This window comes from Vibrio gazogenes (assembly GCF_023920225.1).
GTDB lineage: Bacteria > Pseudomonadota > Gammaproteobacteria > Enterobacterales > Vibrionaceae > Vibrio > Vibrio gazogenes.
Window position 1 is genome coordinate 469239 of sequence record NZ_CP092588.1, and the last position, 15848, is coordinate 485086.

Sequence of the window (15848 nt, forward strand, 5' to 3'; positions counted from 1 at the left end):
ATTGCCTTGGACAGTGGCGCCACCCAAACATGTGGGGGGGGGAATTCTTTAAAGATTGCGGTCGATGACAATCAACAGCATCAAATGCGCTACGAGCTGAATCGAATTTCTCCAGACTCATTGAGACAAAGGTGAGCTTGACGATTTTTGAGTAACTGGACAGCAAGTATTGGACTAACGGCTAACAATTCACCTTTAGCATGGGCAATGGGGGCTTCCCAAGCGTGGTCTTTGTGTTTTCCACTTTGATCAAACTGAACTAAAACTTTCATATGTACTTCTCCTCAACGAAGGTTTTTATTGAATTTTTTTAGTAACCTGTTTGTAAACGTAGCGTAACTGAACTGTTACTTCACTAGTTAAAAATGAAAGATTAATTTGATGAAATGATTATTAATATCATTAGTGAATATAATCTTATTCTCATATCGAAAAATACTACGCCTAATATTGAATATGGTCTGATGCAATATGACGGCTCATCTGATTTTGCCGAGACACTCGCTTGATCTTCTTCAGGTTAAAATATCAGGGTTATTTTTCTTCCTTGACATCAAATTCTGGACATTGCGCCTCAGGCATTATCTTGAATCCGTGATCTCGGTGAGTGGTGCCATTTTTCTATGTAATATACTGATCTATATCACGTACTGATCGACTTTAAATATAAACTGAGTGCGTGTGCGAGTGGTTTTGACAACTAAGAATAATGAAATACTGCGGAATACGACCAAGAATACGGAGAGACATTGATGAGAATTGTGATTGCCCCCGATTCATTTAAAGAGAGTCTCAGTGCCGTTGAGGTTGCTGACATCATTGCACAGGGCTGGCAGCAAGTTTTTCCTGAAGCAGAGTGTATCAAAAAACCGGTCACCGATGGCGGGGATGGGTTTGTCGATGCTTTGGTTATGGCATCTCAAGGGCAAAAAGTGACGGCGCGCGTGAACAACCCGATTGGTGTTGCAATTGATGCTGAATGGGGGATGAGTCATGATCAACAAACTGCGTTTATCGAAATGGCGGCAGCCAGCGGATTGTCGTTACTGACGACTGATGAACGTAATCCGTTACTGACGACGAGTTTTGGGACCGGACAATTGATCCGTGCTGCACTTGATGAGGGGATTCGCCATTTGGTGCTGGGAATCGGCGGGAGTGCCACCAATGACGGTGGTGTCGGGATGATGCAGGCGTTGGGCGCATCTTTTGTCGATGCACAAGGGCATGAATTACCGCCCGGTGGTGCGACGTTATCTCGGCTGGATTCAATCGACCTTTCCGGTTTAGATCCACGTTTGCAATCATGCCGGGTTGAGGTCGCTTGTGATGTGACGAATCCATTAACCGGAGAATCGGGAGCGGCAGCAGTTTATGGGCCACAGAAGGGCGCGACACCAGCGATGGTTCGGGCGCTGGATCGGGGCTTGGTTCATTATGCTGGTGTGATAGAAAGGCAACTCGGTCAAGTCGTTGATACGCGGCCCGGAGCTGGGGCTGCGGGTGGGGTCGGCGCGGCACTGATGGCGTTTCTCGAGGCCCGATTGTCTCCGGGAATTGAACTCGTGATCGAAGCGCTTGATCTGGCACCGGAAATTGCTCGCTGTGATTTGGTCATTACCGGCGAAGGATGTCTTGATGCACAAAGTCTCAATGGTAAAGTACCGGTTGGAATTGCCCGGCTTGCAAAACGTTATGGTAAACCGGTCATCGCGCTTGCCGGCAGCGTAAAAGCGACGGATCAACAACTGCATGAAGTTGGCATTGATACAGCCTTCGGTACGGTACAAGCGGTCATGACACTTGACGTGGCGCTTGCTCAGGCTGCCCATCATCTTGAACAAACCACCGTTCAGGTCGCCCGTCTGGTACACATCAGTGGAAAACAGATCACGGGTGAGCAGGCATAAAGCGTAAAAATTTGTGGTTTTCAGGACAAAAAATCGACTAAAATCTTGAAAGTTAACTACAAACCGCCACACTTGAGTCAATAACAAATAGGTAAGTGACAAATAGAATAAGCAATAAATAGATAAGTCATCAAGAGAACAGTCATCAATCGATATGATTCAGTTGATGAATGTCAGTGGCAGCATAAAATTTGGCGGCACAATAAGCGTGGGGGAACCGGATGAAACGACCATGGAAGTCATGGATGATATTAATGCTGTTTAGCGGGCTGATGGGATGTAGTCATACGGGACCTATTGGTGTGGCGGCATCGACAACACAGCAGGATGCAAGTCATGCGGATCGTGAAAAAGCGCAGCAGCCGATCGATCAAGCCTATGGATATGAATTCGCACCTCAGAGTGATGTCGCAACGCAGGAAACATTGAGTGTGCAAGCGGATGTTGTTGATAAGCCCGAGGAGGTATCTGCGGCGCCTGTGCAGGTGGAACACCTTAATGAACAGGCTGTGACTGATATTCAGACGACCACAGATGTAACAACAGTCTCTTCGGCTCAGCAGTCAGACGTCACTCAGAAAGATTGGGTGTATCTGCCGGGGATTAATGAAAAGTTTCCGGCTCAGCTTGATCGGGATGCCGAGATATCCCAATTATCAACGACGGATGTCAACTATTTTCAGCGCAGTGGTCAGGATTGGGTTCAGTTCAGTATTCAATCGGGTCAGCGTAAAAGTGCTCCCGTCAGTTTACCGGTAATGCGCTGGATGAATGTTGCATCGGCTAAGACTCATTCCGAAGAACGGCATGCCGTGGTGGTGACTTGGATTGAATTTGGCAAAGAGCTCAAAGAGCAGACTGAATTTATGTTGACTGATGCTTCACAGCGGACTCGTTCTCCCGTGCTGTTCGGGCAAAGCTTTTTTCGAGATATGACATCTCATGAAATGAGACGGATTATTGATATTTTTAACTAAACATAATCAATAAAATTAAAATCATGGTTTAATAACAGTTAATTAATATAACATGTTACTTAATGGCCTCAAGGTATTTTATACCCTGAGGCCATTTTTCTATCAATATCATATTTATGACTTGCCAAATACATCCGCCATTGATTGCAAACTTTAATTCGACGATGAGATCACAAATTGATACTTCGTTTTAAAAATATATGGATGCAAATAACAAAAATATGAGGTGGCATCTCTCATCTTTTTGATTTAGTGATATTCTATATGCGACCTGATTTATATTTTTGGTCTATGTTTGAGCTATTTGTCATGGTCTTCTTCGTTACTGAAAAAGTCTCTCGATAAATAGTGATAAGCGTCTTAACGCAAAGGAGAAAACATGAAGAAAATAACACAACGGCAATGGTTAGGTTTCAAAGCAAAACAGTTCCGGACAGGACCGGTTCTGACGGCTTTGGCTGCTTTGATGATGCCATTTATGAGTGCGACTGCTGATACTCAGACAGATGTCAATGCAGCGGCACCATCAGATTTTTCAGCATATTATGCTGCTGAATCATTTGCTGGTTTAGCAAATAATGGTGGTGTGGAAAATGGGTTAACCAACTGGTCATCAGTTGGTGGTTATATCACTCGCACGAATCAAGCAAGTCATAGCGGGGCGGCAAGTGTACAAATTTTAAACCGCAACGCGACTTGGAATGGTATTACGTTTAAGCCGGCACCGTTAATCAATGGTAAAAAATATAATGTATCCGTCTGGGTCCGGTTAGCACCGGGATCTCAAAGCGCGAACATTATTCTGACGGGTAAACGGACAAATAATGAATATACCCGGATTGGAAACGTATGGGCGAACGATTATCAGTGGACTGAGCTGAAAGGGTCATATACCCAGTCAGGCTCACCGTTCCAGCATTTGATTATTGAATCTGATAATAGTCGCGTCAGTTACTATGCAGATGATATGTCGGTTGAAGATGTTGGCGGTGGTGGTTCTGACAACCCCGGAAACGGTAAAAAATTCGTCGGGAATATTACCACTTCTGGTCAGGTTCGCGGAGATTTCACCAGATACTGGGATCAGATTACGCCAGAGAATGAAGGTAAATGGGGTTCTGTCGAAAGAACGCGTGATGTTTATAACTGGAGTGGGGTTGACGCCTCTTATAATTATGCGAAACAACATAACATTCCATTTAAACAGCATACGTTTGTTTGGGGAAATCAGTATCCGTCTTGGATGGATAGATTAAGCCCATCTGAGCAGGCGGGTGAAATCGAAGAATGGATCCGTGATTTCTGTTACCGCTATCCTGATGTTGCGATGATTGATGTCGTTAACGAAGCAACACCGGGCCATGCTCCGGCTAAGTATGCCCAAAGTGCCTTCGGTAATGATTGGATCATCAAGTCATTCCAACTGGCACGTAAATATTGTCCGAATGCAACATTGATTCTTAACGATTACAACGTGTTAAGCTGGAATACTAATGAGTTCATTGCGATGGCAAGACCGGCAGTACAAGCTGGGGTTGTCGATGCAATCGGGTTACAAGCACATGGTTTGGAAAACTTCTCAGTATCTCAATTGCAAGCGAATTTGAATAAGGTCGCGGCGCTAGGGTTACCGATTTATATTTCTGAATATGACGTGGCCAAAGGGAATGATCAGGAACAACTGAATGTCATGAAGCAACAGTTCCCGTTATTCTATAACTCCGATGCGGTGGCAGGGATTACGCTATGGGGATATGTTGTCGGCAGAACATGGGTCGATGGCTCAGGTCTGATTTATGATAACGGCTCACCACGTCCGGCAATGAATTGGCTGATGAACTACTTAGGCCGATAATCAATGTAGTGATACGGATATGTTCTGTTCACCATTTGGAACCGGTGGCTGAGCGAGCGTATTGATCAATTACATTGACGATCCCCTCAGACATATGTCTGAGGGGATTTTTTATATCTGGTCATTTATAAGCGAGCTATCAGGGTAAAGCGCTGCGATGGTGACATGCCTTATCCGTCATTTTCCGTCTTATCGATGAATGTCAAATATAAAAAAGCCAGTGGGGGATTCCCACTGGCAAACCGTTTTCAATGGAGCAAAATAATGTGCTCCAAGAGGGTTTAGGAGACTGCTTTCTCTAATGCTGATTGAGGTTTGATCATCGCATAGCCAATACCGGTGATTGCTGTACCAACAGCAATCGCAACCAGATACATTAGCACTGGTGAAATTGCGTTTGGAATTAACAGCACGAACAGACCACCGTGAGGTGCCATCAGTTTCGCACCAAACAGCATTGACAATGCACCGGTGACTGCACCACCAGCCATACAAGCAGGGATAACGCGCATTGGATCTTTCGCTGCAAATGGAATCGCACCTTCTGAGATGAAGCACAGACCCAGTACGAATGATGCTTTACCTGCTTCTTGCTCACTTTTCTCAAATTTATTTTTGGCGATAAAGGTTGCAACACCCATACCCAATGCCGGCACCATACCGGCAGCCATAATTGCCGCCATTGGCAGATATTGTTGAGAAGCCAACAGACCGACGCCGAAGGTATAGGCTGCTTTATTGACCGGACCACCCAAGTCAAAGCACATCATTGCTCCGAGGATAATACCCAGCAGAATCGCATTGCCTGAGCCCATATTCTCAAGGAATGAAGTCATTGCTGACATGATATTCGCAACGGGCGTTCCCACGATATAAATCATGATCAGACCAGTCACTAGCGTCGCTAAGAATGGGATAATCAGAATCGGTTTCAATGCTTCCATCGACTGAGGCAACTGCACTTTATCTGCAATCAGTTTTGCGGCATAACCGGCGATGAAACCAGCCACGATACCACCAAGGAAACCAGAACCGATAGAGCTGGCTAACATACCACCGACTAAACCAGGAGCAAGTCCGGGACGGTCTGCAATCGAGAAGGCAATGTAACCCGCCAGAACCGGAATCATCAGCGCAAATGCTGAACCACCACCGATTTTCATCAGTGCAGCGGCAAGCGTTCCTTCTTCTTTAAAGGCTTCAATCCCGAAGACGAATGACAAGGCGATGATTAAACCACCGGCAACCACCACGGGCAGCATGTGTGATACACCTGTCATCAAGTGTTTATAAACGCCTTTCTTCTCTTCTGTTGCCGATTCACTGGAACCGGCAGATCCCTGATAAACAGTTGCCTGAACGAATGCTTTTTCGATCTCTTCCTGTGTTTTTTTCAGTGCCGGGCCAGTTTTGGTCCGGTAGAGCTTCTTACCGTTGAAACGATCCAGTGGCACCTCAATATCAGCGGCAATGATAACGAGATCTGCTGCTGCAATATCTTCGGCGGTTAGTTGGTTTTTCGCACCGACAGAACCACGCGTTTCCACCTTAATCTGGTGTCCCATGGTTTGAGCGGTATTTTCCAGCGCTTCAGCCGCCATAAAGGTGTGTGCAACACCCGTCGGGCAGGCAGTAATCGCAACGATTCTCTTCGCGGTTTCTGCTGATGCAGCGGGTACCGCCGCAACAGTGTGCGCTTTATCAAGGACTTGCGCTTGTTCTGCTGCTGTTTTCAGATAGGCTGTTGGATCCGTCGTACATGCGGCAATATCGCTTTGGTAAACTTTTTTGCCAACGAAACGGGTGGTATCAACAGGTGTATTGGCAGCAATGACAACCAGCTCCGCTTCAGCAACATCGGCGTCAGTGAGCGTATAGCCATCGACAACGGAAGAGTGACATTCAACCGTTGCTGACCAATCCAGAGACTTCGCTGCTTGCTCTAACAAACCGGCAGCGAGAATACTATTTGCGACGCCGCTCGGGCACGCGGTAATAATGGCAATTTTCATAGTTACGACCTTATTGTTGTCCTTAATTACTAGCCTCAGGGCTATACGGTTGTAATTGGATCTGCTGTTGTAGGGTGTTTAACTGTTGGATATCGGCCACACCGACACCCACCTGACTCACTGCTAGTGCAGATAGTGCCGTTGCAAAGGTAAGTAGTTCCTCCTTCCTCATGGACTGCATATGTCCCCAGCACAACCCGGCAACCAGCGTATCACCGGCTCCGACGGTACTGACGACATTCATCCGAGGTGGTTTTGCATGTAGCCATTCATTGTTGTTAAGCCACATCACCCCGTTTGCACCCATTGAGACGACGATATTCTCGATCTCTTTTGCGGCGAGTTCTCTCGCTGCTTGCTGACATTCAGCCGCAGACTCAAGCGGTCTGCCGACGAAGTGAGATAATTCCTCATCATTGGGTTTGATTAACCACGGATGAGCGTCCAGACCGGCGGCAAGCGCATCGCGGCTGCTATCGAACAACACTTTCTTACCCCGTTGGTGGAGTTGCTCGATCCAAGATGCACAAAGCTGGGGAGAAACCCCTTTCGGTAAACTGCCCGCCAAGACAAAATATTCATGACTTTCAGCCAGTCGGAACAATGTTTCTTCAAATGCTGCGATGGCCTGTGAGGACACTTCGACACCGGGAAAGTTGATATCGCTGACTTCACCGGAAGATTCAACCAGCTTCACGTTGATTCGGGTTGCGCCATCAACGCGGATAAATTCATCCGTTGCACCCATGGTTTCGAATAACTGACCAAAGATGTCTTGATTCTCTTTACCCAGAAAACCGGTCACGGTGACTTCGGCACCCAGATCACTGAGCACCTGAGCAACGTTAACCCCTTTCCCTGCGGCATGAAGTGAACCTTGATTGACCAGACTGACAGAACCGACTTGTAATGTGTCAAGGCTGCCGGTCAGATCCAGTGCCGGGTTGAGAGTAATGGTGACTACTCGATTCGTCATAATGATCCCTTAATGTTCGCCTAAACCAGCATTAATCGCAGCACCCAGCGCTTCAAGCGCTTGGCTTGCATCAGAACCGTTGGCGGTAAATTCAAGTCTGTGTCCGCATTTCACACCCAGAGCGATGACTTTCATCAGGCTTTTCGCATTGACTGCTTTACCATCGCCATCGAGATTGGAAACTTTGATTTCAGCTTCAAATTTCTTCGCTTCCGCGACGAGCATTGCGCCCGGACGAGCGTGCAGACCATGTGAATTTTTCACTTGGAAAACCGCCGTGTTGGCACTGTTGTCGGCACTTGCCGGTGCTGATTCAGCCATACCGAACGCTGCCAGAACTGCTTGTTTGTCACCGGTGAACAGGGCTTGTTGATTCTTCTGGAAGACAATGTCAGTGATTTTTTGCATCAGCGGCTGATGTGCGCCATTACAAGCAGCAACAACGATGAGGCCTTTGACTGGCTGTCCTTGAACTTCAAAAGCATCATTGGCAGTGATGAATGCCAGACCGGTGCGGGATACACCGCGATTACTACTGGTGAGCCACAAACCACCACCGAGTGGGGTTGCTTCTTTGGCGACCACATCGGCGACAAACTCGCTGTTGACACAGCCTTTGTTTTTCAGCAATCCACTTGCAACTGCTGACAGCGGCGTCATGTCCGTTGCCGGGAATTGCAGTTGAATCAGCGTGTCATCAAAATCAGCTTCGAACTGAACGTCACCATTGAGTAGGGCAATGATTTCTTGCGCTTGGCTGGCCTGTTGCAGTTTTTGCTCAACGCCATCGGCTGACAGTACTTTGGTCAGTTGCTTCAAAATACCGAGATGTTCATCGGATTTGGCAGCGATACCGATCGCGACATAAACCGTATTGCCATCACCCCAGTCAACACCCTGAGGAAAATGGTGCACAGCAACACCGGTTGCTTTGACTAAAGAACGGGTATCGGTTGTACCATGCGGAATTGCAATGCCATTGCCGAGGAATGTTGAATTTTGTGCTTCCCGGTTGAGCATGCCATCGACGTAACCAGCATCAACGAGTCCCTTCTCGCTCAGGTGGCTCGCAATTGCACGAATTGCATCTTGTTTATTCGACTGAGACTGTCCCAGATGGATGTCATGAGGAGTGAGTTGCAGCATGTTTGGCCCCTTTAATTGCCTTATTTGGCGCTTTAGGTGCGGACACATCCGATAACTCTCTAACGGAGTTTCTGGTCGGGAAGATCATCCCTGGGTGTCTGCACCATCGTTTTATTATGAATGATAGCTGAATCGTTTCAGTATCTATTAAAAAAATTCAGCAAAAATCACTTCACATTGCTCATAATATGGAAGTTATCTAACGAATAGTCCAAAAAAGTAGATTTCGCTATCATTTTTGAATTTTGCTGAATCCTTTCAGCTTTTATAGTGAATCGATTCAGCATATAGTTCAATCCTATTGAGGATCTTAATTTTTATTTCTATGATCCGACGCACACTAAAAAGAGTAGCGATATGACACTAGATGAAATTGCCAAATTAGCAGGCGTGTCGAAAACCACTGCAAGTTATGTGATCAATGGAAAAGCACAAAAGTACCGCATCAGTGAAAAGACGCAGCTGAAAGTTATGGATGTGGTGAATGAACATAATTATCGTCCCGATCACACGGCTTCTGCTTTGCGGGCCGGGAACAGTCGGTCATTCGGATTGATTATCCCGGATCTAGAAAACACCAGTTATGCGCGTTTATCTAAATTACTCGAGCAAAATTCCAGACAAGCGGGATACCAAATACTCATCGCTTGCTCGGATGACAATCCCAAAACTGAAATGTCAGTTGCAAACACACTGATTGCTCGCCGGATTGATGCCTTGTTTGTTGCCAGCTCGATTCCGAATGCCAGTGAATTCTATTACGGGCTTCAGCAAGCCGGAACTCCGGTGATTGCGATTGACCGTCCGTTGGATGATGAATTTTTCGCGTGTGTGGTTAGTGAAGATTATAGTGCTGCTTTGGAATTGACCGAATCCGTTTTAGATGATCAGCTTCAGTCGATTGGTCTGATTGGTGCATTACCGGAACTCAGTATTTCGACTGATCGACAGTTGGGATTTGAAGCCGCGGTCAAACCTAGAGGGATTCAGATTTTAGAAGGGTATGGAAATCACTTTAACCGCGAAGAAGGGAAGAAGATTTTTTCTGAGTGGGTGAATAAAGGAACTGTACCGGAAGCGATCGTATCAACCTCATATACCTTGTTAGAAGGGATTCTGGATGTGTTACTGGAACACCCGCAACTGATGGATAACATCCGCTTGGCAACGTTTGGGGATAATCGGCTGCTCGACTTTTTACCGCTGAAAATTAACTCCTTACCGCAGCAGTTTGAACTGATCGCCGACAGCGCACTGGCAGTTGCTTTAAATGCAACCGCGAAACGCCATCAGCCCGGTATTGAACTGGTTCCGCGAAAATTACGGGTGCGTCGCAATCCGAGCCGATCATGATGAGAGAATGAATCATTGCTGATGACATACAGGGATCACTGTGGTGGGGGAGTGCTGCAATTCCCGATAAGATGACCAACAATTGAAAACATCATCGGGATATTCCATGGATGGCGATAAGTGCCTGACCCTTCAGTCACTTCATAGAGGTTCGGAAAGCAGTTGTAATTGCTATATGGATACTCGGCCATTTCGAAGATGATCCCCGCATGGGTAAGTGCGTTACTTACATCAGACAGTGCATGTAAATATTCATAAGTGGTATACAAGCCATGGTCATCCGGGCTGTTCACATATGATTTTTGGTCTTTAAACGCGATAGCACCCCCTTGATGACAGTAATCGTAACCGATACCCGTAAATTCATCGTCGAGGATATTGAGAAACGGATGGAACTCAACCATCACTAAGCGACCATCTTCCTTGAGATGCCGGCGAATCACTTGCGCCCATTGATTCAGATCGGACAACCAATTGATCACCCCGTAAGAGGTGTAAATGATGTCGAACTTCTGATCCAGTTGCAGCGCTAAAACATCTTGGCAGACAAAATTTGCCGGAATGTTGAGTTCAGCAGACAATGCAGTGGCGGTTTTGATCGCCTCCGGTGAATAATCTACCCCGGTTACATGCGCCCCGGCATGTGCTAATGACAGGGTATCTTGGCCAAAATGACATTGCAGATGAAGGACCTCTTTACCTTGCAGATCCCCCAGCAGTTGTTTGTCGAGTGCTTTGAGCGAGTCAGGGTTTTTCTTGAATTCATCCATGGCGTAAAAATCGGAGCGGACATGAATCGGCACCCATGCGTTCCATACGTGAATATTTTTATCATTAACAGTGGTCAATTTTGGTGATCCTCATAGATACGTTTGGGAGAAGTCTATCATACCCATCGACATGAATATCAAAGTATCCTGATGATTGACACCAATCGGTGAACCACGTATCAAGGTTAAATTCAGAAAACGTTACCTGTTTATATGTGACCTCATCAGATTATGTATCTTGCCCAAATACCTCAGGCGATGTGTGAGCCGTTCATTGATACTTTGTCAGAACCACAGGGTTCAGGCGGCCGCTGTCATTTTGGTTCGGGTCAGTCTTGCTGCACATTTGGTGAGTTACTGCAAGGCGTGTTACCCAACGGGAAAGATTTTCTGGTAACGCTTCCGGTTCAGCGCTACGTGAGCGCAAAATTTTATCTCGGAGAAGAAGCGGCGGGCTTGCAGGTTTGTCCTCCCCATAAGACGAAGGCTCTGGCTTTGGCTCACGCACTGTTGAGCCGCTATCAATTGCCATTGCATGGTGTACTTGAGATTGCGTCGGATATTCCTGAGAGTAAAGGTTTAGCCAGCTCGTCAGCAGACCTTGTGGCTGCTGCACGAGCCATTATCGACCATTACCAAATTTGTATCAGCAATGAAGAACTCGCCCGGATGTTGTGCCAAATCGAGCCGACCGATGCAGTGATGTTTTCCCACTGTGTCGCGTTTCATCAAAATATCGGCCAGATTATTGCTGATTTGGGGGCGTTGCCCGAGTTGTTCATTATTGCGCATGATGAGGGCGGCGGCGTTGACACTGTCGCCCATAAAAAAACACGCCCCGAAACCGATCCCGCTGAGCGGCAGCAATACGCACATTTATTGGCGCGTCTTCAACATGCAGTCAAACAGCGTGACTGTCGGGAGATCGGCCATGTCACCACAATGAGCGCAATTTTAAATCAGCGGTTCCGGCCTAATAAACACCTGAGTTTGTTTATTGATCTTTGTGATCAGTATGGCGGTCTTGGTGTTACTGTCGCACACAGTGGCACATATATCGGCATCCTTCTCGATGCCGGTGATATCAAGCTGGCCGAAAAAAGAACAGCAATAGAGAATGCACTGAAGGCCGATGACTTAGCGCCTGAAAGGTTTTCTACCTCTGGTGCAAGCCACAAGTCTGTATAACTCCCCCCAATCTAGGTAACCAGAATCTAGGTAAATTGATTGCACGAATAAGAATTTCCCCGTGTAATCATCATCTTTCCCCTTCAATGACCAGCTTAATTGATCATCTTCCAGATATAAGTCGCGCTGTATTCGGGGGGAGAAGAGGCAATCAAAATGGTATGTAACAAACCTGTCATTTTGCTGACTTGATGAGCATCCTCTTAACAGATTTATCATAATTGTGACCAGTGTTAAAAATAGGTTAACAAGTGTATATGACTTGCTGAAGATTAGTGTAACTTTACCCTGAGAGTGATTGAGTCACCGCTCGTTGAGATGTCAGTATCACAATGAATCAGAAAAAGTTGTCAGATCAACAGGATATTCTGTTTGTGTTCGCTGAATCGAAGCGATTTATAAATATAACTATTTGTTAATTAAATATTTTTTACTGTTAGCATACATGAACGAAGCAGTTTGCTTTTAAAGGAAGTCACAAAGGCAATGCGAATTTTAATTGTAGAGGATGATCAATTAATCAGTGAGTCACTTGAGCAACGGTTTAGCGACCTTGGTCATGGTGTTGACTGTGCTTATGATGGGGAAACTGCCCATTCACTGGTTTCACATACCCAGTATGATTTAGTGATTCTGGACCTTAATCTACCGAAACGATCTGGTGAAGAAATAACCAAGAGAATTCGTCAACGCTCAAACACACCGATTCTGATTTTAACGGCACGTCAAGACGTTTGTGACCGGATCAATTTGCTCGATCTGGGCGCTGATGATTTTTTAAGTAAGCCTTTTGACTTCGGTGAGCTAGAAGCACGCTGCCGCAGTATTGTGCGTCGCAGCCGGGGGAATGACCATAACGTGATAGAACTGGGTAACCTGAGTTTTGATTCCGTCACGGCGACAGTGAAAGTGAACGGTGAAAGTATTCAACTCAAACAGCGTGAATACCGACTCCTCGAAGTTTTTATCAATCATCCGAATCGCGTCCTGAGTAAAGAGGACATCATTGACCATTTATATGGCTATGATAATCCGCCCAATCAAAATGCGATTGAAACCTATGTCGGGCGACTACGCAAAGCACTGGTGACCAGTAACGTTGAGATTAAAACGCTACGCGGTTTGGGTTATGTATTCGCTGTGCAGTCATAATGTTTTCTTTGTCTGCTATTTCAACCCGATCGCTCCGTTTTCAACTTTTTGCCTACTCCGCAAGCGCTTTACTTTTTATCGGCTTGCTCTCGATGTTGGCGGTGAAGCGCTACGCCTATCAAACCGCGCAGTACACCTTTGATCGTCCTCTGGCAAATGCAGCATTGCAAATTTTAGAAGATGTGCTGTTAGATGGCGGTGAACTGAGCGTTGATTTACCGTTCTCGGCATTTAGCGGACTGGCTGACTCGCCACGTGATAAAGTTTTTTATTTAGTGACGACCAAACAAAAGGAATTTGTGACCGGATATCAGGCGCTATTATCTGAAAAAACGGTGATCTCACAAATCGATGCCCATCCGCTGCAACTGGAAGTTGTGCCCCATTTTTTTGATTTAGTGTTTAAACAGCAACATGTGCGTTTTGCGCTGGTTGGCCGGGTGATTAATACCAGAAAAGGGCCGCATCAGGTGTATGTGTTGGTCGGACAAACAACGGAAGCGAGGACGGATTGGGAGCAGCAATTATTGAGTGTGGCGTCCAAGCTCATTTTCGGTGTGGTGTTTTGTACCATTATCGTAATTGTTATCTTAATCGCCCAAGTGATGAAGCCGCTGAAAAGTATTAACAGAAAAATATCGAAACGTTCAAATGTTGACCTGACACCGATAGATGTACAGGGGCCCGAAGAAGTAACGCATCTGGTTAAAACGATTAATAGTTTCATGTTCCAGTTGGATGAAACTTTGGTGAATCTGAAAAACTTTACCAGTGAAGCGGCGCATCAGTTAAAGACGCCCGTCGCAGGGATGCGGTCTCAAATTGAGCTGATGTTGAGTCGGGAAAGTTCGCCCCAGACAGCTCAATGGCTGATGCGTCTCTTAGAAGCTTGCGGCATTCTGGAGCGCACCATTGAACAGCTGTTGAATCATGCCATGATTAAACACCGTTTTCGCAGTGTCGAACCGACCAGTAACAATATCAATCAGCTTGTCCAGTCCATTTGCCGGGGGCTTGCAATTAACGCACTGAAACGAAATATAGAGCTGAGTTATCAGCAAAACGGCCAATACCAAATCGAAGGTGACGAATTTGCGTTAACACAAATGCTATCCAATTTGATTGAGAATGCGATCAAATATTCTCCCGACAATAGTGTTGTCGAAGTGGAAGTGGCTCGGCGTGGCACCAAAGCCATTATTTTGATTCGAGACTTTGGGGTCGGCATTAAAGATGAAGACAAGCCGCATGTCTTTAAAAGATTCTACCGGACCTCAGGCAATAGCCACTCTGGGACTGGATTAGGCATGACCATTGCAGCCGATGTAGCGAGGACGTATCACGCTCGGTTAATTCTACATGATACGGTCCCTCAGGGGTTGACGGTCGAAATACAGTTCCCGTACCGGAAATGGAAGGAGATTCAATGATTATCCGACGATTGTTCTGCCTTGCTGTATTCGTGGGGGTGAGTTTTTCGGGGGCGTTTGCCAGTGAAAATCAACCGCGAGTGATTCGGATTTTTGGTGCGGCTTATCTGTCAGAAATGAAACCCCTGTTGGATGACTTCTCTATGCGTCACCCCGAGATCAAGATTCAGTATCGGTGGATGAGCAGTGACGATCTCGACCGCTATATCCGCGAGCAGAAAGCCCCTCAACCGGATGTAACCATTAGCTCGGTGATGCATTTACAGCTTGGTTTGGTCAATGATGGTTATGCGCTTGAACATCAACGAAAAGCCTTGAGCGGCGGATATAACGACCTGGTTTTGCCAGCTTGGAGTCAGTGGCGGGATGAACTCTTCGGGTTTAGTTTTGAACCGGCTGTGATTGTATTCAACAATGCATTCTTAGCGGGTAAACCCGTTCCTACCAATCGTGTTGAACTCCTGTCTTTTATTCGTCGCTACAGTGATGAGCTGATGGGAAAAATCGGGTTGTACGATATTCGCCATGTGGGGATCGGATATTTATTCTGGTCTTTTGAACGACAACAAGCACGTAATTACGGACAATTTCTGGAATTATTTAATTCTCATAATGCCCGCACATTTAATAGTTCACGAGAAATGCTCGCAGCGCTAAGCAAGGGCGAGATTGCGATGGCGTACAACATATTAGGCTCTTACGCGCGGAGCTGGCAAATGCTGAATAATAACGTGACCATTACAACGATGTCCGATTACACACCCGTGATTATTCGCACTGCGCTCATCAACCGAACCACAAAAAATGCCCACGATGCAAAACTGTTTATCGATTATTTACTGTCATCCTCCGGTCAATGGGTAATGGCCGAGCAAACCAACATGCCCCCCATCCGCTCTGATATTAATACGGTGAATTCTGCTTCCTATATGCGAGCACAATATGCAGAGCAACTGAAACCGTTACCGCTCGATGTCCGTCTCTTGGTGTTTTCTGATAAAAGTAAACGTCAGATTGTGACCACGGAATGGGAAAATGCCCTGAAAAATTATGACTGATATATACCCAAGTAACCTCAA

13 protein-coding genes are annotated in these 15848 nt (G+C 46.2%); 8 read left to right on the plus strand and 5 right to left on the minus strand.

What is annotated here, in order from left to right:
* Positions 1 to 89: 89 nt before the first annotated feature.
* A complete protein-coding gene (locus MKS89_RS17655; protein ID WP_072954980.1) occupies positions 90 to 272 on the minus strand; it encodes a hypothetical protein in 183 nt (60 codons plus the stop codon).
* A 480-nt stretch (positions 273 to 752) separates the two neighbouring features.
* On the opposite strand from MKS89_RS17655, the gene MKS89_RS17660 reads away from it, so the two are divergent.
* The 3 genes from MKS89_RS17660 (at position 753) to MKS89_RS17670 (ending at position 4742) form a co-directional block, all read left to right on the plus strand.
* A complete protein-coding gene (locus MKS89_RS17660; protein ID WP_106406916.1) occupies positions 753 to 1910 on the plus strand; it encodes a glycerate kinase in 1158 nt (385 codons plus the stop codon).
* 221 nt (positions 1911 to 2131) lie between these two features.
* On the plus strand, positions 2132 to 2887 hold the full coding sequence (locus MKS89_RS17665) for a putative ATP-dependent zinc protease (protein WP_077316170.1): 756 nt from the start codon (positions 2132 to 2134) through the stop codon (positions 2885 to 2887).
* Between the two features lie 379 nt (positions 2888 to 3266).
* Positions 3267 to 4742 (plus strand): endo-1,4-beta-xylanase, encoded by a 1476-nt coding sequence (locus MKS89_RS17670; protein WP_072954988.1) that lies wholly within the window; start codon positions 3267 to 3269, stop codon positions 4740 to 4742.
* A gap of 281 nt (positions 4743 to 5023) precedes the next feature.
* Here the strand turns inward: MKS89_RS17670 and fruA are convergent, their stop codons facing one another.
* The 3 genes from fruA to fruB are packed head-to-tail and all read right to left on the minus strand — an operon-like array spanning position 5024 to position 8876.
* Complete coding sequence (gene fruA / locus MKS89_RS17675) at positions 5024 to 6754, minus strand: PTS fructose transporter subunit IIBC (RefSeq protein ID WP_072954991.1); 1731 nt, start codon at positions 6752 to 6754, stop codon at positions 5024 to 5026.
* Positions 6755 to 6776: 22 nt separating this feature from the next.
* Positions 6777 to 7730 (minus strand): 1-phosphofructokinase, encoded by a 954-nt coding sequence (gene pfkB / locus MKS89_RS17680; RefSeq protein WP_072954994.1) that lies wholly within the window; start codon positions 7728 to 7730, stop codon positions 6777 to 6779.
* 9 nt (positions 7731 to 7739) lie between these two features.
* Positions 7740 to 8876: a fused PTS fructose transporter subunit IIA/HPr protein gene (fruB, locus tag MKS89_RS17685; protein ID WP_072954997.1), complete on the minus strand. Its 1137-nt coding sequence runs from the start codon at positions 8874 to 8876 to the stop codon at positions 7740 to 7742.
* 357 nt (positions 8877 to 9233) lie between these two features.
* On the opposite strand from fruB, the gene cra reads away from it, so the two are divergent.
* Positions 9234 to 10229, plus strand: coding sequence for a catabolite repressor/activator (gene cra / locus MKS89_RS17690; RefSeq protein WP_072955000.1), 996 nt, complete (start codon positions 9234 to 9236; stop codon positions 10227 to 10229).
* A 35-nt stretch (positions 10230 to 10264) separates the two neighbouring features.
* Here the strand turns inward: cra and MKS89_RS17695 are convergent, their stop codons facing one another.
* Positions 10265 to 11077 carry a class I SAM-dependent methyltransferase gene (locus MKS89_RS17695; protein WP_072955002.1) on the minus strand — a complete coding sequence of 271 codons (813 nt, stop codon included), beginning with the start codon at positions 11075 to 11077 and terminating at the stop codon, positions 10265 to 10267.
* Between the two features lie 153 nt (positions 11078 to 11230).
* On the opposite strand from MKS89_RS17695, the gene MKS89_RS17700 reads away from it, so the two are divergent.
* The 4 genes from MKS89_RS17700 to MKS89_RS17715 all read left to right on the plus strand — a co-directional run bounded on the left by MKS89_RS17700 (position 11231) and on the right by MKS89_RS17715 (position 15827).
* Positions 11231 to 12187: a GHMP family kinase ATP-binding protein gene (locus tag MKS89_RS17700; protein ID WP_072955005.1), complete on the plus strand. Its 957-nt coding sequence runs from the start codon at positions 11231 to 11233 to the stop codon at positions 12185 to 12187.
* 486 nt (positions 12188 to 12673) lie between these two features.
* Positions 12674 to 13339: a response regulator transcription factor gene (locus MKS89_RS17705; RefSeq protein ID WP_072955007.1), complete on the plus strand. Its 666-nt coding sequence runs from the start codon at positions 12674 to 12676 to the stop codon at positions 13337 to 13339.
* The gene (locus MKS89_RS17710; RefSeq protein ID WP_072955009.1) at positions 13339 to 14769 is read left to right on the plus strand and encodes a sensor histidine kinase; all 1431 of its coding nucleotides are present in this window, start codon (positions 13339 to 13341) and stop codon (positions 14767 to 14769) included. The genes MKS89_RS17705 and MKS89_RS17710 overlap by 1 nt, the downstream gene beginning before the upstream one ends.
* On the plus strand, positions 14766 to 15827 hold the full coding sequence (locus MKS89_RS17715; RefSeq protein ID WP_235862443.1) for an ABC transporter substrate-binding protein: 1062 nt from the start codon (positions 14766 to 14768) through the stop codon (positions 15825 to 15827). The genes MKS89_RS17710 and MKS89_RS17715 overlap by 4 nt, the downstream gene beginning before the upstream one ends.
* The last annotated feature ends 21 nt before the right edge of the window (positions 15828 to 15848 follow it).

What these genes read in the sequence shown, in the direction of transcription:
- fruB (WP_072954997.1), bottom strand. Translation starts at nt 8,876, where the DNA reads ATGCTGCAACTCACTCCTCATGACATCCATCTGGGACAGTCTCAGTCG.
- fruA (WP_072954991.1), bottom strand. Translation starts at nt 6,754, where the DNA reads ATGAAAATTGCCATTATTACCGCGTGCCCGAGCGGCGTCGCAAATAGT.
- pfkB (WP_072954994.1), bottom strand. Translation starts at nt 7,730, where the DNA reads ATGACGAATCGAGTAGTCACCATTACTCTCAACCCGGCACTGGATCTG.
- MKS89_RS17665 (WP_077316170.1), top strand. Translation starts at nt 2,132, where the DNA reads ATGAAACGACCATGGAAGTCATGGATGATATTAATGCTGTTTAGCGGG.
- MKS89_RS17655 (WP_072954980.1), bottom strand. Translation starts at nt 272, where the DNA reads ATGAAAGTTTTAGTTCAGTTTGATCAAAGTGGAAAACACAAAGACCAC.
- cra (WP_072955000.1), top strand. Translation starts at nt 9,234, where the DNA reads ATGACACTAGATGAAATTGCCAAATTAGCAGGCGTGTCGAAAACCACT.
- MKS89_RS17670 (WP_072954988.1), top strand. Translation starts at nt 3,267, where the DNA reads ATGAAGAAAATAACACAACGGCAATGGTTAGGTTTCAAAGCAAAACAG.
- MKS89_RS17660 (WP_106406916.1), top strand. Translation starts at nt 753, where the DNA reads ATGAGAATTGTGATTGCCCCCGATTCATTTAAAGAGAGTCTCAGTGCC.
- MKS89_RS17705 (WP_072955007.1), top strand. Translation starts at nt 12,674, where the DNA reads ATGCGAATTTTAATTGTAGAGGATGATCAATTAATCAGTGAGTCACTT.
- MKS89_RS17700 (WP_072955005.1), top strand. Translation starts at nt 11,231, where the DNA reads ATGTATCTTGCCCAAATACCTCAGGCGATGTGTGAGCCGTTCATTGAT.
- MKS89_RS17715 (WP_235862443.1), top strand. Translation starts at nt 14,766, where the DNA reads ATGATTATCCGACGATTGTTCTGCCTTGCTGTATTCGTGGGGGTGAGT.
- MKS89_RS17710 (WP_072955009.1), top strand. Translation starts at nt 13,339, where the DNA reads ATGTTTTCTTTGTCTGCTATTTCAACCCGATCGCTCCGTTTTCAACTT.